Source organism: Acidaminococcus fermentans (assembly GCF_009696675.1).
Taxonomy (GTDB): Bacteria; Bacillota; Negativicutes; order Acidaminococcales; family Acidaminococcaceae; genus Acidaminococcus.
This window is the reverse complement of sequence record NZ_VULN01000011.1, coordinates 1-19,633: the sequence shown is the minus strand read 5'-3', so window position 1 is coordinate 19,633 and position 19,633 is coordinate 1. Positions and strand designations below refer to the sequence as shown.

17 protein-coding genes and 1 tRNA gene are annotated in these 19,633 nt (G+C 53.9%); 11 read left to right on the top strand and 7 right to left on the bottom strand.

Features of this window, described 5'->3' with window-relative positions; genetic code table 11:
- The first annotated feature begins 186 nt into the window (after window positions 1-186).
- Window positions 187-1,200, top strand: coding sequence for a phosphate acetyltransferase (gene pta, locus FX155_RS08195; RefSeq protein WP_022487105.1), 1,014 nt, complete (start codon window positions 187-189; stop codon window positions 1,198-1,200).
- 108 nt (window positions 1,201-1,308) lie between these two features.
- On the opposite strand, the gene FX155_RS08190 is transcribed toward pta, so the two are convergent.
- The 3 genes from FX155_RS08190 to speD all read right to left on the bottom strand — a co-directional run bounded on the left by FX155_RS08190 (window position 1,309) and on the right by speD (window position 3,278).
- Window positions 1,309-2,055 (bottom strand): pentapeptide repeat-containing protein, encoded by a 747-nt coding sequence (locus FX155_RS08190; protein ID WP_154488388.1) that lies wholly within the window; start codon window positions 2,053-2,055, stop codon window positions 1,309-1,311.
- Window positions 2,056-2,059: 4 nt separating this feature from the next.
- Window positions 2,060-2,749: an HAD family hydrolase gene (locus tag FX155_RS08185; protein WP_022487103.1), complete on the bottom strand. Its 690-nt coding sequence runs from the start codon at window positions 2,747-2,749 to the stop codon at window positions 2,060-2,062.
- A gap of 64 nt (window positions 2,750-2,813) precedes the next feature.
- Window positions 2,814-3,278 carry an S-adenosylmethionine decarboxylase gene (gene speD / locus FX155_RS08180; RefSeq protein WP_022487102.1) on the bottom strand — a complete coding sequence of 155 codons (465 nt, stop codon included), beginning with the start codon at window positions 3,276-3,278 and terminating at the stop codon, window positions 2,814-2,816.
- 143 nt (window positions 3,279-3,421) lie between these two features.
- On the opposite strand from speD, the gene FX155_RS08175 reads away from it, so the two are divergent.
- From FX155_RS08175 to FX155_RS08160, 4 genes are all read left to right on the top strand, one after another.
- Window positions 3,422-5,587, top strand: a complete 2,166-nt coding sequence (locus FX155_RS08175; RefSeq protein ID WP_022487101.1) for an ATP-dependent RecD-like DNA helicase — start codon at window positions 3,422-3,424, stop codon at window positions 5,585-5,587.
- 11 nt (window positions 5,588-5,598) lie between these two features.
- A complete protein-coding gene (locus FX155_RS08170; protein ID WP_022487100.1) occupies window positions 5,599-6,273 on the top strand; it encodes a ComF family protein in 675 nt (224 codons plus the stop codon).
- An 84-nt stretch (window positions 6,274-6,357) separates the two neighbouring features.
- Entirely contained in the window at window positions 6,358-8,169 is a 1,812-nt protein-coding gene (locus FX155_RS08165; RefSeq protein WP_229778496.1) for an ABC transporter ATP-binding protein, read from the top strand.
- Window positions 8,162-10,036 (top strand): ABC transporter ATP-binding protein, encoded by a 1,875-nt coding sequence (locus tag FX155_RS08160; RefSeq protein WP_154488387.1) that lies wholly within the window; start codon window positions 8,162-8,164, stop codon window positions 10,034-10,036. The genes FX155_RS08165 and FX155_RS08160 overlap by 8 nt, the downstream gene beginning before the upstream one ends.
- 62 nt (window positions 10,037-10,098) lie before the next feature.
- Here FX155_RS08160 and FX155_RS08155 read toward each other — a convergent pair whose 3' ends face one another.
- On the bottom strand, window positions 10,099-10,650 hold the full coding sequence (locus tag FX155_RS08155; RefSeq protein WP_022487097.1) for a PH domain-containing protein: 552 nt from the start codon (window positions 10,648-10,650) through the stop codon (window positions 10,099-10,101).
- Between the two features lie 127 nt (window positions 10,651-10,777).
- Between FX155_RS08155 and FX155_RS08150 the strand changes: the two genes are divergently transcribed.
- Together FX155_RS08150 and alr are read left to right on the top strand one after the other, a co-directional pair.
- Entirely contained in the window at window positions 10,778-11,782 is a 1,005-nt protein-coding gene (locus FX155_RS08150) for a nucleoside hydrolase (protein WP_195839640.1), read from the top strand.
- 88 nt (window positions 11,783-11,870) lie between these two features.
- Entirely contained in the window at window positions 11,871-13,040 is a 1,170-nt protein-coding gene (gene alr, locus FX155_RS08145; RefSeq protein WP_154488384.1) for an alanine racemase, read from the top strand.
- A 37-nt stretch (window positions 13,041-13,077) separates the two neighbouring features.
- On the opposite strand, the gene FX155_RS08140 is transcribed toward alr, so the two are convergent.
- From FX155_RS08140 to FX155_RS08130, 3 genes are all read right to left on the bottom strand, one after another.
- Window positions 13,078-13,812 (bottom strand): DUF554 domain-containing protein, encoded by a 735-nt coding sequence (locus tag FX155_RS08140; RefSeq protein WP_022487094.1) that lies wholly within the window; start codon window positions 13,810-13,812, stop codon window positions 13,078-13,080.
- A 92-nt stretch (window positions 13,813-13,904) separates the two neighbouring features.
- Window positions 13,905-14,159, bottom strand: coding sequence for a TIGR03905 family TSCPD domain-containing protein (locus FX155_RS08135; RefSeq protein ID WP_022487093.1), 255 nt, complete (start codon window positions 14,157-14,159; stop codon window positions 13,905-13,907).
- 56 nt (window positions 14,160-14,215) lie between these two features.
- Window positions 14,216-14,812, bottom strand: a complete 597-nt coding sequence (locus FX155_RS08130; protein WP_022487092.1) for an HD-GYP domain-containing protein — start codon at window positions 14,810-14,812, stop codon at window positions 14,216-14,218.
- A 424-nt stretch (window positions 14,813-15,236) separates the two neighbouring features.
- Between FX155_RS08130 and FX155_RS08125 the strand changes: the two genes are divergently transcribed.
- The 4 genes from FX155_RS08125 to FX155_RS08110 all read left to right on the top strand — a co-directional run bounded on the left by FX155_RS08125 (window position 15,237) and on the right by FX155_RS08110 (window position 18,320).
- A complete protein-coding gene (locus tag FX155_RS08125) occupies window positions 15,237-16,004 on the top strand; it encodes a basic amino acid ABC transporter substrate-binding protein (RefSeq protein ID WP_154488383.1) in 768 nt (255 codons plus the stop codon).
- Window positions 16,005-16,420: 416 nt separating this feature from the next.
- Window positions 16,421-16,511, top strand: a tRNA-Ser gene (locus FX155_RS08120).
- 331 nt (window positions 16,512-16,842) lie between these two features.
- Window positions 16,843-17,811 carry a tyrosine-type recombinase/integrase gene (locus FX155_RS08115; protein WP_154488382.1) on the top strand — a complete coding sequence of 323 codons (969 nt, stop codon included), beginning with the start codon at window positions 16,843-16,845 and terminating at the stop codon, window positions 17,809-17,811.
- A 26-nt stretch (window positions 17,812-17,837) separates the two neighbouring features.
- Window positions 17,838-18,320, top strand: a complete 483-nt coding sequence (locus tag FX155_RS08110; protein ID WP_154488381.1) for a hypothetical protein — start codon at window positions 17,838-17,840, stop codon at window positions 18,318-18,320.
- The last annotated feature ends 1,313 nt before the right edge of the window (window positions 18,321-19,633 follow it).

The window sequence follows — 19,633 nt, the reverse complement described above, 5'->3', positions numbered from 1 at the left end:
TTTTTGAGTCGCGGCTCGCGGCTGGTGGTGTGAATTTTTTCACACCACCTTTCTTTATCAGAATATTACTTGTTTTAAAATGGGAAAAGTTCTCCTGCGGCATTGCGGAAAAAAGTGATATAATAGAAACTGTGAAAAGGGGCGCTCTGCGCCAGCCTTTTAATATTTGGGTAGGAGTGATATGGAATGGCATTTATGGACGAACTGAAGGCTCGTGTTAAACCTGCACAAAAGGTGATTGTGCTGCCGGAAAACGACAGTGACAGAGCTCTGAAAGCTGCTGCTATCGTTACGAAGGAAGGGTTTGCTAAAATCGTGCTGGTAGGGGATCCCGCCAAACTGCAGAAAGATGCAGAACGTCTGGGCATCAGCTTTGACGGCGTAAAGATCGTCAACCCTGCAACCTATGAAAAAATGGACGAACTGTGCGCTTACTTCGCAGAACGGAGAAAGAAAAAGGGCATGACCGTGGAAAAAGCACGGGAAATCATGCTGAAAGATACCACCTTCTTTGGTGCCGGCCTTCTGGCCATGGGCGATGCTGACGGCGTTGTTTCCGGTTCCACCCGGACTTCCGCTGACACCATCAAAGCCGGCCTGCAGGTTGTGGGCGTAAAACCCGGCAACAAGACCGTATGCAGCGGTTTCATTGTGCTCAGCGACAAAGAAAACCTGGGCGACCACGGCAAACTGGTCTTCGGGGACTGCGGCGTTATCATCGATCCCACTGCTGAACAGCTGGCCGATATCGCTGTAAGCTGCGCTGAACGGGCCAAGACCACCCTGGAAATCGCAGAACCGAAAGTGGCTCTGCTGTGCTACTCCACCAAAGGCTCCGGCTCCGGTGAAGAAGTTGACAAAGTGAAAGAAGCTGTTGAAATCCTGAAATCCCGGAACGTGGACTTCGCTTTCGACGGTGAACTCCAGGCTGATGCTGCCCTGGTTCCTGAAGTTGGGGAACGGAAGGCTCCTGGCTCCAAAGTGGCCGGCCATGCCAACGTGCTGATCTTCCCGAACCTGTGCGCTGCCAACATCGGTTACAAACTGGTTGAACGGTTCAGCGGTGCCACCTGCCTTGGGCCTCTGGTACAGGGCCTGGCCAAACCGGTTCTGGACCTGAGCCGCGGCTGCTCCACCCAGGACGTAGTAGACGTAGTGGCTGTCTGCGCCAGCGACGCCATTGCTGCTGAAGGGAAATAAAAAGTATAAAAAAAGCTGTTGCGAGAGCAACAGCTTTTTTTTGTGAAGGTCTCGGGTCGTGACCCGCGGTCCGAGACCGGAGGTGTGAATTCTTTCACACCTCCTTTTTTATTTCCTGTACGCCAGCGCCAGATCTGCGCTGGAGAACTGGGTACCTTCCAGGTTGGCGTGGCTCAGGTCCGCATCGTCCAGGTTGGCGTTGGTGAGCACTGCTTTGCTCAGGTTGCTCCCTTCCAGGGTGGAGCTCATGAGATTGGCGTTCTTGAAATTGGCTTCCGGCAGGCTGGCCTTCCGGAGCCGGGCGTTGTACAGGTTGGCGGAGGTGAAGTTGGCTCCCCGGAGCTGGGTCCCGAACAGCCAGCTCCGGGCCAGGTTGGCGGAAAAGAAGTTGGCCATGGCTCCGTTGGCATAGTCGAAATTGCTTTCCCGCAGGTCCGCCGTGTACAGGTTGGCGAAGGTCAAAAGAGCATGGGAAAAGCTGGTCCGGTAGGCGGTGACCCCCACCAGGGAACTCCGGTTCAGCACCGTATGGGAAAAATTGGCGTTGGACAGGTCCGCCCCTTCCAGGTCGGAACCAGCCATATAGGCATTCCGCAGATTGGCTTTCTGGAGATTGGCTTCCTTCAGGTTGGCGTTTTCCAAAATGGCGCTGGTCATATTGGCATAGCTGAGATCCGCCCCCTGGAGATTGGCTCCCGTAAGATCCGCATCCCGGAGATAAGCGCCCCGGAGATCCCCGCCGGGGCAGGAACGGGTGGCCAGCAGCTGATCCACATCACTCTGCCGGTAGGCGGAAACCGGCAGGGCAGCGGTCAGGGCCAGCAGGGCTGTGAGAAAAACTTTTTTTCCAAACATGGTCTTACTCCTCCTCCAGGATGGCCATCAGGTCTTTGGGGTCTTCCGGCAGTTCCGGGATGATCTTCCAGGGGTGATAAGCTTCCAGCCGGTCCGGTTTGTAGGCGGAGCCTTTCAGTACAATCAGGCTCCGGACCCCGATGGCCTGGGCGCAGGTAATGTCGTGGGGAGTATCCCCGATGACCACCAGCTGGTCCCGGGTGGCTGCCGGATCCGTTTTCCGCACTTTGTCCCACAGGGCCTGGGACAGGTCGTCCCGGAGCTCGCTGATTTCCCCGAAGGCACTGCGGCTGTAGTCGAATTCCTCTTCAATGCCGAAATACCGGAGCTTGGCATGGGCGGCTACTTCGCAGTTGCCGGTGAGCAGCAGGCTGGTGGTGTCCGGGTTTTCCCGGAGCCAGTCCAGGGTGGTCTGTACATGGGGCAGGAGATGGCCTTTTTTGGCCACCAGGGAGGCCGGGAGTTTTTTTCCGTAGGCCTGGAGCATCCGGGTCACTTCGTCCGGGGTACAGTGGCCCTGGATCCCTTCGATGGCCTTCCGGGCAATATAGGTGTCCGTCCGGCCGGCCATGCCGTAGGTGAATTCAAAATTGTCCAGACCGTACAGGTCGTTGATGGTGGACTTCATGGCAGCCACCCCGGCGTAGTTGGTGAGCAGCAGGGTGCCGTCAATGTCCCAGCAGATATATTTCATGGTTCATTCTTCCTTTGATTGTCAAAAACAAGAGGCGCCGCAGCAGAGCCTCTTGTTCTTTGTCTTATTCCTTGTCTTTTTTCCAGGTCATGAATTTCTTCAGTTTGGCGCCTGCGTTCTTGGCCCGGCGCATGGTCTTCACCATCTTTTTCCGCTGAGGCTTCATGTCTTTGATGGAACCGTAGTCCCCCCGTTTCAGGGTGGTGAGTTTGGACTGGTCAGGACCGAATTCCTGCCGCAGGAATACAGCCACCTGTTCCGGATTGGCCGCGCTTTCCAGGGTGAATACATCCGCCTCCACATACCCGTAGGTGGGGAAGACATGGAGGAAAAGATGGCCGTTGGTACACAGCATGACGAAACAGAAATCGTCTCCTTCATCATTTTCTGTGGAATACAGGGCCAGTTCCTTCAGACAGAACCGTTCGGCGGCTTCTTCCAGAATATCCCGGATCTTTTCTTTGTCGAATACAACTTCTTCTGCACAGCGGTACATGTCCAGCGCTGCCTGTGTGCCTTTTCCAATCACGTGGCGTTCACTTCCTTTGATTTTCTTCGATTTCGTTCAGAATTCAGCTTTCTTATTATACCGTAATTCTCCATGGGCTGTCAAAAAAAACGGAAAACTATGTTATAATGATAGGAACATACGTTCAGAAGGAGCAGCAGGGTATGGCCGAAACCGTTTCCATCGAAATCACCATTAAAAATATCGTCTTCCAGGCAGCTACAGGCACCTTCAGTGTCTTCCGGGGAGAAAATCCGGAAGTGGGGACCATTTCCATTGTTTACAAGGGACAGGCCCCTTATGCCGGAGAACAGGTGCGGCTTACGGGCACCTGGGGGGAACATCCCCGGTTCGGGCGTCAGTTCCAGGCCCAGAGCTGGGAAGCCATCCAGCCCAAGGGGGCGGAAGGCCTGGTGAAGATGCTGGGCAGCGGGGTGCTGAAGGGAGTGGGCCCGGCCATGGCCCAGCGGATCGTGGACAAGTTCGGGGAGGATACCCTGGAGATCCTGGAAAAATTCCCGGAACGGCTCCGGGAGGTCAGCGGCATCGGCAAAAAGAAGGCGGAGGCCATTGTGACTTCCTATGGAGAACTCCGGGAAAACCGGGAACTGGTGTTTTTCCTGGAAAGCCACGGGATCAGCGGCAACTTCGCTCCCCGGATCCAGGCTCTGTACGGGAATACGGCGGTGACCCGGATCAGCAACAACCCCTACTGCCTGGCGGAAGATGTGGACGGGATCGGGTTCCGGACGGCGGACACCCTGGCCCGGAACCTGGGGGTGGATGAACATGACGAGGACCGGATCCGGGCGGGGATCCATTTTACCCTGCTCCAGGGAGCCAACCAGGGCCATACCTGTGTGCCGGATTCCTGGCTGGTGGCCATGGCGGCCAAAGTGCTCCAGGTGGAACCTCTGGAAGTGCGTCAGGTCTTCGACCAGCTGCTCCGGGACAACCTGCTCCGGGTGGAGGACCAGGGGGACCATGTGGACGTGTATCCGGAATACCTGTACCGGGCGGAAGAAGGGGTGGCCCGGCGGCTCCTGGCCCTTCGGGACAATGTGAACGCCCTGTGGAAGGTGGACTACCAGAAGATCATCCGGGAATGGGAACAGGATGAACGGATCCAGCTGGCCCCGGAACAGGCGGAAGCGGTGAAGGCGTCCGTGGACCATGGGGTCTTTGTGCTCACCGGGGGTCCCGGCACCGGGAAAACCACCGTGGTGAAGGGAATCCTGTCGGTGATGGAACAGGCCGGGTGCAAGATCCTGCTGGCAGCGCCTACAGGACGGGCGGCCAAGCGTCTGTCGGAAAGCGCCGGGAAGCCGGCTCTTACGGTCCACCGGCTCTTGGAATACACTCCCAACGGAGAAGGGGATTCCTATTGGGGCCGGGATGAGGACAATCCCCTGGAGGCGGATGCGGTGATTGTGGACGAAGCCTCCATGATGGACATCGTGCTGATGTACAACCTGCTGAAGGCTCTGCCGCTGGGCTGCCGGCTGATCCTGGTGGGGGATGTGGACCAGCTGCCCAGTGTGGGGCCCGGCTCCGTGCTCCAGGACATTATCCGCAGCGGCACCATGCCCATTGTCCGGCTGGAAAACGTGTTCCGTCAGGCGGAACTGAGCCCCATAGTCCGGAATGCCCACCGGATCAACCAGGGGCTGATGCCCCAATGGGAAGGGGAGAAGGATTTCAGCTTCCGGGAATTTGCCACGGAAGAGGAAACCATGCACTATATTGTGGACCTTTATGCCCATCTGGCCCGGACCCAACCCCAGGACAGCCTCCAGGTGCTTACCCCCATGCATAAGAACCTGTGCGGGGTGGAGAACCTGAACAACCTGCTCCAGGCCCGGATGAATCCCCCGGACCCGGAAAAACAGGAGTACCGGGGAAGCTTCCTGCTGCTCCGGGAAGGGGACAAGGTGATGCAGATCCGGAACAATTATGAAAAGAACGTGTTCAACGGGGACATCGGCCGGATCCGGAGCATCCAGGGAGCCTATGTGACCGTGGACTTCCCGGACCGGGCGGAAGGGGAGGCGGTGACCTACGAAGGGGCGGAAATCTCCGATCTGCGGCTGGCCTATGCCATGAGCGTCCACAAAAGCCAGGGCAGCGAATATGCCGTGGTGCTCATGCCATTGGTATTGAGCCACTACATCCTGCTCCAGCGGAACCTGTTCTATACCGCCATCACCCGGGCCAAAAAGCAGGTGTACCTGGCCGGGAGCAAAAAAGCCCTGGCCGCCGCTGTAGGCAATGACCGGACCCGGAAGCGTTACAGTCTCCTGGCGGAACGGCTGAAAAGGTACAGTGAGTGAAGAGGTGCACCATGTTCTCATCCATCCTTGCCCTGCTCCAGTCCCTGTTCTATCCCCACTGCTGTCCCGGCTGCGGGGAGGAGGTCCGGGAACCGGGGGTCCTGTGCGGCCGGTGCCGGGAAGGGGTGTGGCATCCCCGTTCTTTCCATCCCGGGAGTCTGGACTGTCCCCATGTGGACGGGATGTTCTTCCTGTTGGATTACGCCGGGGCCATCCAGAAAACCCTCCAGCAGGCCAAATTTCAGGGGCGGGAGGACCTGCTGCCCCGGCTGGGGGAAGAATGGGCCCGGGGGATCCGCCAGGAGGGGAAATTCTCCTGGGACCTGCCTCCGGAAGTGACCCTGTGTGCCACCGGCATCCCCACGGATCCCCGGCGGCGGAAAAAACGGGGATACGACCTGCCGGAAGAAATCTTCCGGCCCTGGTGCCGGCAGGAAGGGTACCGGTGGGAGACCCTGCTGATCCGGAACCGGAGCACCCGGCCCCAGTACGGCCTGACCCCGGAAGAACGGAAAAAGAACATCAAAGGATGCTTCACCCTGGTCCGGCAGGAAAATCTGCCGGATATCGTGCTGCTCTGCGACGACATCTGCACCACCGGCAGCACCTTGGAAGAAGCCGCCCGGACCCTGAAGCAGGGAGGAGTGAAAAAGGTTTATGCGCTGGCCCTGGCCAGTGGGAATTGATAAAGGAGCTGTTGCCCGTGCAGCAGCTCCTTTTTTATGGTAAGCTATAAGATAGTTCATACTAACGGAAACAGGGGATGTGCTATGGAAAACAACAACCGAAAATCAGGGGCAGGGGTTTCCCGCCAGGGTTCCTGGCTGATGATGCTCCGGTCCCTCCGGGAATTCAAAAAAGATGCTCTGCTGACTCCCATTACCGTCATGGGGGAAGTGGTGTTCGAGGCCCTGATCCCCTATGAAATCGCTCTGCTGGTCAATGAGGTGAAGGCAGGCTGCGGACTGGACCGGATCCTCCACTATGCGGGGATCCTGCTCCTCATGGCTCTGTGCGCCCTAGCCTGCGGCTATGTGGCCGGAATCACTTGCGCCCGGGCTTCCTGCGGTTTTGCCAAGAATCTCCGCCAGGACGTGTTCTATCAGATCCAGGAATTTTCCTTCGGGAATATGGACCGGTTCTCCTCCGCCTCCCTGGTGACCCGCCTCACCACGGACATCCAGAATATCCAGATGGCCTTCATGATGCTGGTGCGCACCGCCTTCCGGGCCCCCTTCAACCTGCTGGCCTCCTTCTTCATGGCCTGGTACATGGGGGGACGGATGGCCCTGTGCTTTCTGGTGGTGATCCCCATTCTGGGCTATGGACTGTATAAAATTGCCGTGCTGTCCGTGGGCCTTTTCCGGAAAGGCTTCCCTCAGTACGATGCCCTGAACTACAAGGTGGAGGAAAACATCAAGGGCATCCGGGTGGTAAAATCCTTTGTCCGGGAAAAAACGGAAATCGCCAAATTCGATGAAACCGCACGGAAGGTCCAGGCCATCTTCACCAAAGGGGAACGGTACGTGGCCCTGAACAACCCGCTCATGCAGATCTGCATTTACGGGGTCATGATTTTCCTTTTGACCCAGGGCTCCCGGCTCATCGTCACCACCCGGGGCCGGCTGCTGGACATTGGCCAGTTTTCCACCCTGCTCACCTACAGCTTCCAGATCCTGGGATCCCTCATGATGCTGTCCATGATCATGGTGATGCTTACCTTTACGGAAGAATCGGTCCAGCGGGTCCGGGAAGTGCTGGAAGAAGCCAGTACCCTCACTTCCCCGGCTGATCCGGTGAAAACCGTCCGGGACGGCTCTGTGGATTTCCAGGGGGTCTCTTTTCAATATGAAGGGAGTACCGGGGAACCGGTGCTCCAGGACATTACCCTGTCCGTTCGGAGCGGGGAAGTGGTGGGAATCGTGGGAGGCACCGGCAGCGGCAAATCCTCCCTGGTCCAGCTGATTCCCCGGCTCTATGATGTGACTGCCGGCTCTGTCCAGGTGGGCGGGGTGGACGTGCGCCGGTACGACTTGGAAACCCTCCGGGAAAACGTGGCCATGGTGCTCCAGAAAAACCTGCTGTTTTCCGGTACGGTGGCGGACAACCTGCGCTGGGGAAATCCCCATGCCACCCAGGCCCAACTGGAAGAAGCCTGCCGGTGGGCCTGTGCGGACGAATTCATCCGGAGGCTGCCCAAAGGATATGACACCTGGATCGAACAGGGGGGCACCAACCTGTCCGGAGGCCAGAAACAGCGGCTGTGCATTGCCCGGGCCCTGTTGAAACGGCCCAGGATCCTGATCCTGGACGACAGCACGTCGGCAGTGGACACCCGGACGGACCGGGCCATCTGGGACGCCCTGGCCACGGCCCTTCCCGGCACCACCACCTTCATCATCGCCCAGCGGCTGTCTTCCGTGGAACGGGCGGACCGGATCCTGGTGCTGGACAAGGGACGGATCCACGGTATGGGTACCCATGGAGAGCTGCTCCGGACCGATGACATCTACCAGGAAATGGCCCGGTCCCAGAATCTGCTGGAAAAAGAAAGGGAAAAGGAGGGGACGCTCCATGGCTGAGAAGAAAAACATCTTCAGCTGGAAAAAAGCCTGGCGGTTCTTCCGGCCCCTGTGGGGGTTCTATCCCCGGCTGCTGCCCGGGATCCTGGTGCTGATCTTCATCAATGCGGGAATCCTGTCCCTGCCCGGGATCTTCATGCAGAAGGTGGTGGCCGTGCTGGAAAGGGCCTGGAACCAGCAGCTGCCCTGGGCGGCGGTCCAGCCGGAAATCTACGGCTATGTGCGGATCCTGGCCCTGCTGTACCTGGTGAGCCTTCTGGCCAATGTAACCTACAACCAGCTGCTGGCGGTATTCAACCAGGGGAGTCTGGCCAAATTCCGGGAAAAGCTGTTCACCCATATGGAAACCCTGCCTCTGGGGTATTTCGACCGGCACCAGCGGGGGGACATCATGAGCTATTACACCAACGACGTGGAAGCCCTCCGGCAGATGATTTCCCAGTCTTTTCCCCAGTTATGCGTCACCGCTGTGACGCTGACGGTGCTTTTGGCCATTATGCTGTATTACAGCCTGTGGATGAGCCTTGTGGTGGTGGGAGGCTCCCTCTGGTCCGTGGTCATTACCCGGAAAGTGGGGGGCCGGAGTGCCCGGTATTTCATGGAGCAGCAGCACACCCTGGCGGACTGTGAAGGCTTCATGGAAGAAAGCATCAACGGGGGCAAGGTGATCAAGGTGTTCAACCATGAGAGGGCAGCCCGGGCGGAGTTCGACCGGGTGAACCAGGCTCTTTTTGATGCTTCCTGCAAAGCCAACCAGTATTCCAACACCCTGATGCCCATATTGAACAATGTAAGCTATCTGATCTACATCATCGTGGCGGCCTGCGGAGGCCTGTTCCTGGAAAAACAGGTGCCCAACCTGTCCCTTTCCGGGCTGCCCTTCAGCCTGGCGGTGATGGTGCCCTTTTTGGGCATGAGCCGGCAGTTTGCCACCAACATCCAGATGATCTCCCCCCAGATCAACGCCATGGTCATGGGCATGGCCGGGGCGGAACGGATCTTCGGGCTTTTGGACGAAAAATCGGAACAGGACAGCGGGACCGTGGAACTGCGGCCTCTGGAAGAAGGCACTGGGGTCCGGCACTGGGCCTGGGTGCTGCCGGGAAAAGCGGGAAAGGAAGAACTGCAGCCTCTCCAGGGAGAGGTCCATTTCCGCCATGTGGATTTCGGGTATGAAAAGGGTAAACCCATCCTCCAGGATATTTCCATCGATGCCCTGCCCGGCCAGAAAATCGCCCTGGTAGGGGCCACCGGCGCCGGGAAGACCACCATCACCAACCTGCTCACCCGGTTCTACGACATTGCTTCCGGGTCCATCACCTATGACGGGATCCCTCTGGAACAGATCCGGAAAGGGGCTCTCCGCCGGTCCCTGGGCATGGTGCTCCAGGATACGGTGCTGTTTACCGCCACGGTGCTGGAAAACATCCGGTACGGACGGCTGGACGCCACCGATGAGGAATGTGTGGCGGCGGCCAAAAGGGCCGGAGCGGACGACTTTATCCGGCACCTGCCCCAGGGGTATGCTACAGTGCTGAAAGGGGCCGGTGCCGGGCTCAGCCAGGGCCAGTGCCAGCTGCTGGCCATTGCCCGGGCGGCGGTGGCGGATCCTCCGGTGATGATTTTGGACGAAGCCACCTCCAGCATCGACACCCGGACCGAACAGATTGTCCAGCAGGGGATGGATGCCCTGATGGAAGGGCGGACCGTATTCGTCATCGCCCACCGGCTGTCCACCGTCCGGAACGCTGATCAGATCCTGGTGCTGGATCACGGCAGGATCCGGGAGCAGGGAACCCATGAACAGCTGCTGGCCCAGAAGGGGATGTACTGGCAGCTGTACACGGGAGCGTTTGAGCTGGAATGACAAAAAGGGGACTGTTGCATGTGCAACAGTCCCCTTTTTGGGGCCGCGGCTGAGGCTGTGAATCAATTCACAGCCTCTTTGCACTTCTTTATGAACTTCTCCGGATCCCGGACGTAATCGTACCGGATCGCTTCTTTGCCTTTTCCGATGACCAGGGTGCCGTAGCCGGCTTTCCGGCCCAGGAATCCCTGTTCCATGGTCATCTGGGCGGCCATGTCCAGGGGAATCATATACTGCTTCTTCTTGAATGCTCCTTTGAACAGCACCAGCCGTTTATTGGTAAGGAGCAGCAGCTGGGATTTATAGTACATGAACCGGAAGCAGAGCCAGATCAGCCCTGCCGGCACGTACAGAATCAGCACCACCAGAGGCCAGAAAAAATACATCAGGGACCGGTCCGCCCGGGCCAGGGGTTTCTCTTCTTCTTCGTCCATGGGCCGGGTTTCCGCCTCTTCTGCCTCATCTTCCGCCGGCAGGTTTGGGGCGGCTGCCTCCTGGGAAGCCTGAGCTTCCGTCTGTTCCGTCTTTTTTTCTTCCGAAGCGTCCGCCGCTGTATCCGGGGACGCCTGGCTGTTTTCCGCTGTTTCGGGATTTTCCTGCGGATTGGGTTCCATAGTGCATCTCTCCTTCATGATTGTCGTCTTCCCCGATTATACCATATCCGCTTTCCCTTGCCACCTTTCTTCTTCCGTACTATACTATTCCATGGTTATTTTTGACAATGGGAGGTTTGGTACCTTGGTGAACATACAGAAAAAACTGGCTTTGCTGGTGGCAGGCCTGATATGTGCCTGTACCTTCAGCATCCCCGGGATTTCCGGAGCTGCGGCAGGAGAAACGGCAGGAGCCCCGTCCCTGGTCTTTGACAGCGATCCGGGCAGCGATGATGCCCTGGCCCTGTTTCTGATGAAGCAAAGGCAGGTGGTACCGGATCTGGTTCTGGCTACCTATGGCAATGCCCCGGAAAAGCAGACCAGCAGCAACCTGGTGCTGGTCCTGGGGGATCTGGAACTGGATCTGCCGGTATACCACGGGGCGGACCGTCCCTGGAAGGGGAAAAAGCCCAGATACCGGGAACCCGGATTCAACGGGAAGGATGGTCTTTTGGGCCTTTCGGATACCTTCCGGGATAAAAACGAAAAAAACGGCCGGAAACTGGTTCAGCCCGGCAGCCTGGAAGAAGCCCGGGAAAAACTGAAACAGCACCGGCACATCACCTATGTGGCCACCGGCCCTCTGTCCACCCTGGCAGTCCTGGTCCAGGATCCGGACATCAAAAGCCGGATCGACCAGGTGTACATCCTGGGAGGCCAATTGGCGGCTCCGGATCCGGAAACCCTGGGGGAAGCCAACTTCGCCTGGGACCCCAAAGCGGTGAAAATCGTAATGGAAAGCGGATTGGACATTACCCTGTTCCCGGTGGAACTCACCGGTACCCAGTACATTGAAGAAGAAGAGCTCCAGAATCTGTCCCGGCAGGGTACCTGGCCGGAATTCCTGGATCTGATCCGGGCCAACCAGGCTGCCCATGCCAAAACCGGGGAAGAGAATGCGGCGGTGCTGCCGGCTATTTTCCCGGTGCTCTATCAGCTGGCTCCGGAACAGTTCGCCGTGGAGGACCGGCGGATCACCGTGGACAAGAACGGACAACTCCAGGAAAATCCCCAGGGGACCCTGGTCCATGCGGTGTTGGGAGTGAATCCCCGGTACCAGTGGAAAGCCCTGGAAAAGAGCTTCGGCCAGTAAACCGTGCCCTGGCCGAAAAAATGTGGTATCATAAAGCAGAGAAATGGGCCTGCCTTGAGCCGTGGCCTTCTGCAAAGGGGATATGAACATGAAATCTACGCTGCGCCGTACCTGGGCGGAAATCGATCTGGACGCCCTGGCCTACAACTATCATAAAATCCGGGAACACATCGGACCCAAGGTGAAATTCCTGGGAGTGGTGAAGGCGGATGCCTACGGCCACGGAGCCGTCCAGGTGGGGAAACTGCTCCAGTCCCTGGGCGCCAACTATCTGGCGGTGAGCAGCATCGACGAAGCCATGGAACTCCGGTTCAACGGCATCACCATGCCCATCCTGATCCTGGGCCATACCCCCCGGGAACAGGTGGACCGGCTGATCTGCTTCAACATCACCCAGGCGGTGACCTGTGAAGCCAAGGCCCTGGAATACAGTGAAGAAGCCGTGAAGTACGGGGGAACCCTGAAGATCCATGTGAAGGTGGATACGGGCATGTCCCGGCTGGGGTACATCTGCGAGGGAGATTATTTCGAACACGGGGTGGAGGGAATCATCCACGCCTGCAGTCTGTCCGGGCTGGAGCCGGAAGGGATCTTCACCCATTTCGCTGTGGCTGATGAACCGGGAGAAGAGGCCCTGGCCTATACCCGGCACCAGTTCCAACTGTTCAAAAATGTCTGCGACGAAGTGGAAAAACGGACCGGAAAGAAATTCAAACTCCGCCACTGCGCCAATACCGGAGCCACCACCCTGTTCCCCGATACCCATCTGGACATGGTCCGGCCGGGGCTGCTGCTTTACGGCTATGGAGAACACGCCCGGATCCTGGGGCTGAAGCCGGTGATGGCGGTGAAGACCACCATCAGCACCATCAAGATCTATCCCAAAGGGACCAGGATCAGCTACGGAGGCATCTACACCTGTGACAGGACCACCCGGATGGGGGTGGCGCCCATCGGGTACGCCGACGGGTTCATGCGCTGCCTGTCCAACCGGTGCGGTTTCGTGACGGAACAGGGCCTGGCTCCCCAGCGGGGACGGATCTGCATGGATATGTGCATGGTGGACCTGACGGACAAGCCGAAAGTGGACGTGGGCAGCGAACTGGAACTGTTCGGCACCCATCAGTCCCTGGATGAATTGGCCGCTCTGGCCGGCACCATTCCCTACGAAATCACCTGCAACATCAGCAAGCGGGTGCCCCGGGTGTATGTGCAGGACGGGAAAGTAGTGGAAAAAGAATTGATGCTGAGGATGTGAAAAACGGGGCTGTTGCATACGCAACAGCCCCGTTTTCTTACAACAGCGGTACGATTACTCCGCTCCACACCGCCGACAAGGGCATCACCAGGGCCATGGCCGGGATCATATCGGCTATGGGGAAATCTTTCAGCTGGAGCATCCGGAACCCGGTGGCCAGGAGCAGGGTCCCTCCGCAGGCCTTGAAATCTCCGATCATGTCCGGAGTGCAGAAGGGCAGCAGGGCATTGGCCAGAACGAACAGGCACAGGAAGATCACCAGCTGGGGCAGGGCGATAAAACTGACGATGATCCCCAGTTCACAGGCAAAAAGGGCTGCCGTAGGCAGGTCCATGATGGATTTGGCGATGAGGATGCTGTGATCCCCGGCCATGCCGGACACCATGCTGCCGTAGATCCCGGTGCCGCTGGCGCAGAACAGCACAATGATGGTGATCAGCCGGCTTTCATATTCTTCCCGGGGAATCAGGCTGTCCCCAGTGGAAGCGGGCAGCACCCGGCTGATCAGTTTTTCCAGGTTCCGGGATCCGTTGACAATCCGGTCCCCCAGGTGGATCCCCAGGCCCACAATGGTGCCGGCAATCACCGCAAACACCACCGCCGGCAGATTCTTCATGAAGGTAATGGAGATGACTCCCATCAAAAGGGCACAGGAGCCGAACACTGTGGTCAGCTTCTCCTTGAAATCCTCCGAAAGCCGCGGCCCCAGGAAATTCCCCAGGATTCCCCCCAGTACCACCGCAGCCACATTCATCAAAACCCCAATTGGCATAACAAATCCCCCTCAAAAGTATGTATCATTACTATTTTACTATAAATTGGGCATGAAAAAAAGGGCTGCACCCAGTGTGCAGCTCTTCTTTCTTATTCTTCCTTCAACGCTTCTTCCACACCTTTGGCCAGCTGATCGGCACAGGAGGTGGCTTTATCCCCGCAGGTGTTGCCTTTCAGCAGTTCCACCGCATGGCGGGCATCGGCGCCTTCCAGCAGTTTGCTGATGGCGGACAGGTTGCCGGGGCAGCCTCCCTGGAAATGGATATTGTGGAGCTTGCCGTCTTCCAGACCGAATTCAATCTGGCGGGCACAGGTTCCCTGGGTCTTTACGGTAAAGTTTTTCATGGGTGTGTACTCCTCAAAAAGATTTATGGGCAAACCGGCAGACCGGTTGTGCTTTCTTAATGATTGGCAATGGAGGCGAAAAAGGCCTGGACCACATCCGGGTCGAACTGGATCCCGGCCAGATCCCGGATCACCTGGGGGCTTTTGCAGCCGGCGATCTGCCACTGACGGGTGCAGGGATTGCATTTCCGGTCGTAGAAATTGGCCACGGCGATGATCCGGCTGCCGATGGGGATATTGACTCCCTTCAGCCGTTTGGGGTAGCCGCTACCGTCCCAGTTTTCGTGGTGGTGGAGGATGATCTTCATGATATGGGCAAAGGCCGGGATATTTTCCACCATGCTGGCCCCGGCTTCACAGTGCCGCCGGTAGGCCGCCCGTTCCCGGATATTGAAATAGGGATATTTGGCCAGGATGGTGTTGGGGATGGACAACTGCCCGATATCATGGAGCAGGGCCGCCGTTTTGATGCAGCCGACCTCGTTGAGAGGCAGCCCCATTTTGATGGCCGTGGCAGCCGCATAGTTGGCCACCTGCTGGCTGTGGAGAAAGAGCCCGTGGCTTTTCAGTTCCAGCAGTTTCAGGAACCCCTGTACGATTTCCGTGGTGTCGGTATCCGTGGGAAAATCCAGGAATTGGGGAATGGTGATCATGAGAATTCGACCTTTGCTTGAGATTTCTATCCGCTTTCAGTATACACTAAAACCGCTCCTTTGTGAATTTCCGGTTGCCAAAGTTTTCCCCGGCTTTTATAATAGAACAAACAACTCAGGTCTGTGGTTGCAAGTCGATGCCAGTTGCAGGCAAAACGATCCACGTAAGCAATGAAAAGCCATTGTGAGCACGGTGCAGCTTAGAAGTAAGTCCTGCCGCGAAAAGCGAGAGAAGCAGTAGTGGGGAGCATGAGGCTTAGGAGCGAACCTTCCAGCAGGCGGGTGTGGGGGCGAAAACCAGGTCAGCTGAGTTGTTTTTTGTATTTTTATTAAAAAGTTGTTGCATAATAATACATAGAGTCGTATAATTAATCCCAATCAAAGCCATACAATACGGAAAGGGCTGAATGAGGGAGGAATAATTATGAAAAAGATTCTAGCTGCGATCTGCCTGTTCGCTGCACTGATGGGAACCCTGGGCTGCGGAGGCAGCCAGACTGCCGGAACCAAGCCGGCGGAGAAGAAGGAACTGATCGTAGGGACGGAACCTTCCTTTGCGCCCTTTGAATTCCCGGACAAACAGAGCGGAGAGCTGACCGGGTTCGATCTGGACCTGATCAAGGCCATGGGGAAAAAGGCCGGGTTTGAGAAAGTCACGGTGAAAGGCATGGGCTTCGATGCCCTGATCCCTGCCCTGGACGCCGGCAACATCGACGTGGCCATTGCGGGCATGAGCATCACCGATGCCCGGAAACAGAAGGTGAACTTCACGGATCCTTACTATGAATCCGGTCTGGCCACCGTGGTCCGGAAGGACAACAACGCCATCAAGAGCCTGGAGGACCTGAAAGGGAAGAACATCGCCGTCCAGCTGGGGACCACCGGGGCTGACGCCTCCGGGAAAATCGAAGGGGCTACGGTAAAGACCTTTGATACCTCCGATACCGCCTGCCTGGAACTGAAGAACGGGGGAGCCGATGCGGTAATCAGTGACCTGCCGGTACTCCAGTACTTCCTGAAACAGGGGGGCAGCGAATATGCCAAAATGGTGGGAGAACCCACCAAAGGGGACATGTACGGCATCGCCACCGCCAAAAAGAACAAAGAGCTCAGCGACAAGCTGAACAAAGCTCTGGGAGAACTGAAAAAGAGCGGGGAATATCAGAAGATCTATGACAAGTGGTTTAAGTAAAGGGGTTGCTGCATGAGCAGCACCCCTTTTTTTGGTCGCGGGCTACTGGATAGAACCTGTCCTTCGACCAGGTTCTTCTTATTGTGTATAACCGTAGGGGGCGCAGGCCCGGCGCCCCGCAAAATGCACAGATAATCGATGATTTGGCGGGCTGCCCGGCGTGCAGCCCCTACGGTATCGATTTACACGTTCAAAAATTTGCCTGCAAATTTTTCATTTGGCTCGAGACCCGAGACTGAGCCGCTATGCGGCTCACGAGGCCGGGGTGTTGCACATAACGTGCAACACCCCCTTGTCAGCGGTCAGCGGCCGATGGAAGGCAAATGCCGGGTATTTGCCCTGCCATATCCCCTCTAAAAAAACTGTTGACAGAAACCAGCAAATCGTGTATTATAAACAAGTCAGCTGATTCAAACGGAGTGGTACTCAAGTGGCTGAAGAGGACGGTTTGCTAAATCGTTAGGGGGGTTAAACCCCGCGAGAGTTCGAATCTCTCCCACTCCGCCATTTTTTCTAGTGGTTAAGTTCTGTACTAGATTAAAGGTACACGAGAAAATCGTAAACCTAGTATTAATCAGTAGTTCAGAGTTTAGTCACCCTTGAAATTCTACATACGGTAGACAATTAGGCATCCCAAAAGGGGTGTCTTTTTTGTTATATGTGCTTAGGAACACGCAAGATTTAAAATCTATTCGGGTTCTTATGTATCTGTATTCCATGCTAATTTTCCCTATTTCTTCTATAAAATCCTGTAAAAACCTGTGAAAAAGGGTCTAAATGAGTCCCTAGATTGTGAACAAATTGTGAACAAAATTTATATATAACACAGGAGGAGAAAATGAGAAAGACGAAAAGGGAGGAGAACCAAATGGAATTATCAGTACAAGAGTCCTTAAATGTTTTCTATCGGCATTGTATCAGTAGTAATTTAGCGGTCAGCACCATAGACAACTACAGGAGGAGCCTATTACCCTATATGTTATTCCTAACACAGGAGGAGCATATAGAGACTATAAATAAAACGACTCCTGACAGTGTCTTAAAGTACCTTGAATACCTCCGTAAGAGGAACTTAGCAGGAGTGACCATAGCGGACAAATATATGGTACTCAAAGTATTCTATAACTTCCTGACAGAGTGGGAATACATTGCAGAGAATCCCATGAAACATATCAGGAAACCTAAATACCAAAAGAAACACGCAAGGACTTTCTCTACACAGGAAGTCTTAGAGATTCTGAAAAGTTTTGATAAGAACACCTTTATTGGCTATCGTAATTATATGCTCATGTGCCTTCTCTTCAGTACAGGAATGAGAAAGACAGAGGCAATGAAGTTATCGGTAACGGATATTCACATTCATGAAGGCTTTTTGGTGGTACAGCATGGAAAGGGGGATAAATCAAGGGAAATTCCTTTAGGGGTCTCCTTGCGGCGTATCCTGAAAAGGTATCTTAGGGAGAGAGAGACAGTCCTTCAAGAATATGGGGCCTTTACTCCTAGACTCCTTATAACCTACTATGGGACTCCCTTAGGCAATGGGGGCATTGATACGGTGTTCAAGTACCTGAAAGAACACCTAAAGGGCTTAGGGATACCAGAGAAACGCCTATCAGCTCACACATGGCGACATACCTTTGCAAAGACCTTTCTTCTCAATGGGGGAGACCTCTTCACTCTTCAAAAGATACTAGGGCATGAAGATGTATCCACTACAAGAATTTATGTAGAGTATACCAATAAGGAAATGAAAGTACAGAATGAGAAATATAATCCTTTGGATAACCACCAATGGCAATATTGCTAACTTATTAAGAAGGAGGAATCATTATTATGATGAATAACACCATTATCAGACGTAAAGGGGAAATCAAGACAGAGACCGAATTAAAGACCCTGTTAGAGAACAGAGGGGGAAAAAACTTTGCAGAGAAAATCTTTATTGAATCCTGTGTGAATCAGATAAGCAATAAACCATTACAGAGACTCCTTTTAAAGGGCTATTGGGGTACCCATGCGGCCTTAAAATATGCTAGAGACAAACAGAAATTCTTTCTTATTTCTTCTCATGGTTCCATAGATATTACAGAGTGTCTTTATGATGAAATAGAAAGAAATTGGCCTACAGATGATATGACTCTATTTAATTCTTGTCTTGACCTTATAGAGGATGATAGGGCTAGAGAAAAGAAGTGCTATGCAGAAGATGTACTAGAAGATTTAATTAGTATGAATATATGGGGCTATACAGGCGGTGTCTTTATCGGTGTAGATTATGATGATAAGGATTTCAATACCATATATGACCAATTATGACCACTACAAACTTTACCTTATAAAGGAGCTGTATAGAGCAATATAGAGAGAATCATACAGGGATATATATAGGGGGACTACTTCAGATACATAATAAGGAGTAGTCCTCTCTTTTTCTTTTTGGTTAGTTCTTCATATATAATAAATAACGATTAAAAAAAAAGCCCCTATAGGGAGTACCTGAATAAGTTAAGATACCGCTATAGGGGCCATAATAAGGAGGAAAACAACACATACACAATGGATAATATTTATAACTAAAGACAAAGAGACCATTAAATTTAAGATATACCCACATAGCACCCAATAGGGATATACATAGGATAGCTACAGGGGAACTACATAGGGAGGAAATTAATAATAATAATAACACTTATGTTGTCCTCATATAAAGGACTTATGTACATTATTACGAGAATACCAATAACTAAAGACCCTTTAGCAATGATGATGATTGATGATGATTAATAATTGCACTCTTTTAGAATACAAATCAATACATGAGACCTATAAAAGACTTATGAAAGACCCTATTTAGAAATCTCACGTAAAGAATTCTATAGAGTATTTCTTTATATAATACTTATACTGGAGTAATATCTTATAATAGTCTTAGACTAGTTCTTTTTTCCCCCTCTTCTCCCTTATAGTGTGCCAATTAAATTCACCCAGTATCCATGCGGGTTTCCGGGCTTTTAATTGGAACAGGCATCATCCATATAAGAGATATCCATATAAGAGATTCCTTGAAAGACCTGATAAAAAGACCTTTGGTAAAGAGTCTATGGTAATTATTATCTTTGGTAATTATCTTTGGTATAGCCTTTAAAGTAGAGCCTATGGTAGTTATTATCTTTGATGTAGCCTTTAAAGTAGAGTCTATGGTAATTATTATCTTTGGTGTTGCTCTATAGTAGTTGTGGTCTTTGGTACTCTATAGTAGTTGTTATATTGACTCAATAAAAAGACAGATGAAAAGAACCATATACTTTATCATATCATTTTAACAATCTTTTTAAGACTTATTTATGGGGACAAATAAAACCTAAAATGCCCCCAAAATAAGTAAATAAGTAAGGGAGAATCAGGGATTTGCTCTTTGGCTCTTATAATAAATACTATAATCTTTAGGAGTGTCTCAAAACGCCCCCAAAATTTTTTAGATATATCTTTCTTAAGGTTACTGTTGAAGTGGTAAACTAAAATTGGACACGGAGGGGGTAATTTTTGGACATACGGTGTATACTGTACGGATAGTACGAAATTAATTATCGGACAGAAATTCTCCCTCACAGGACAGGAGGTTTGCCGTG

Bases quoted from the DNA above. Each gene is read 5' to 3' on its own strand.
- FX155_RS08190 (WP_154488388.1), bottom strand. From the start codon at position 2,055: ATGTTTGGAAAAAAAGTTTTTCTCACAGCCCTGCTGGCCCTGACCGCT.
- FX155_RS08110 (WP_154488381.1), top strand. From the start codon at position 17,838: ATGATGAATAACACCATTATCAGACGTAAAGGGGAAATCAAGACAGAG.
- FX155_RS08135 (WP_022487093.1), bottom strand. From the start codon at position 14,159: ATGAAAAACTTTACCGTAAAGACCCAGGGAACCTGTGCCCGCCAGATT.
- FX155_RS08175 (WP_022487101.1), top strand. From the start codon at position 3,422: ATGGCCGAAACCGTTTCCATCGAAATCACCATTAAAAATATCGTCTTC.
- FX155_RS08185 (WP_022487103.1), bottom strand. From the start codon at position 2,749: ATGAAATATATCTGCTGGGACATTGACGGCACCCTGCTGCTCACCAAC.
- alr (WP_154488384.1), top strand. From the start codon at position 11,871: ATGAAATCTACGCTGCGCCGTACCTGGGCGGAAATCGATCTGGACGCC.
- FX155_RS08160 (WP_154488387.1), top strand. From the start codon at position 8,162: ATGGCTGAGAAGAAAAACATCTTCAGCTGGAAAAAAGCCTGGCGGTTC.
- FX155_RS08115 (WP_154488382.1), top strand. From the start codon at position 16,843: ATGAGAAAGACGAAAAGGGAGGAGAACCAAATGGAATTATCAGTACAA.
- FX155_RS08155 (WP_022487097.1), bottom strand. From the start codon at position 10,650: ATGGAACCCAATCCGCAGGAAAATCCCGAAACAGCGGAAAACAGCCAG.
- FX155_RS08130 (WP_022487092.1), bottom strand. From the start codon at position 14,812: ATGATCACCATTCCCCAATTCCTGGATTTTCCCACGGATACCGACACC.
- FX155_RS08165 (WP_229778496.1), top strand. From the start codon at position 6,358: ATGGAAAACAACAACCGAAAATCAGGGGCAGGGGTTTCCCGCCAGGGT.
- FX155_RS08140 (WP_022487094.1), bottom strand. From the start codon at position 13,812: ATGCCAATTGGGGTTTTGATGAATGTGGCTGCGGTGGTACTGGGGGGA.
- FX155_RS08170 (WP_022487100.1), top strand. From the start codon at position 5,599: ATGTTCTCATCCATCCTTGCCCTGCTCCAGTCCCTGTTCTATCCCCAC.
- FX155_RS08125 (WP_154488383.1), top strand. From the start codon at position 15,237: ATGAAAAAGATTCTAGCTGCGATCTGCCTGTTCGCTGCACTGATGGGA.
- pta (WP_022487105.1), top strand. From the start codon at position 187: ATGGCATTTATGGACGAACTGAAGGCTCGTGTTAAACCTGCACAAAAG.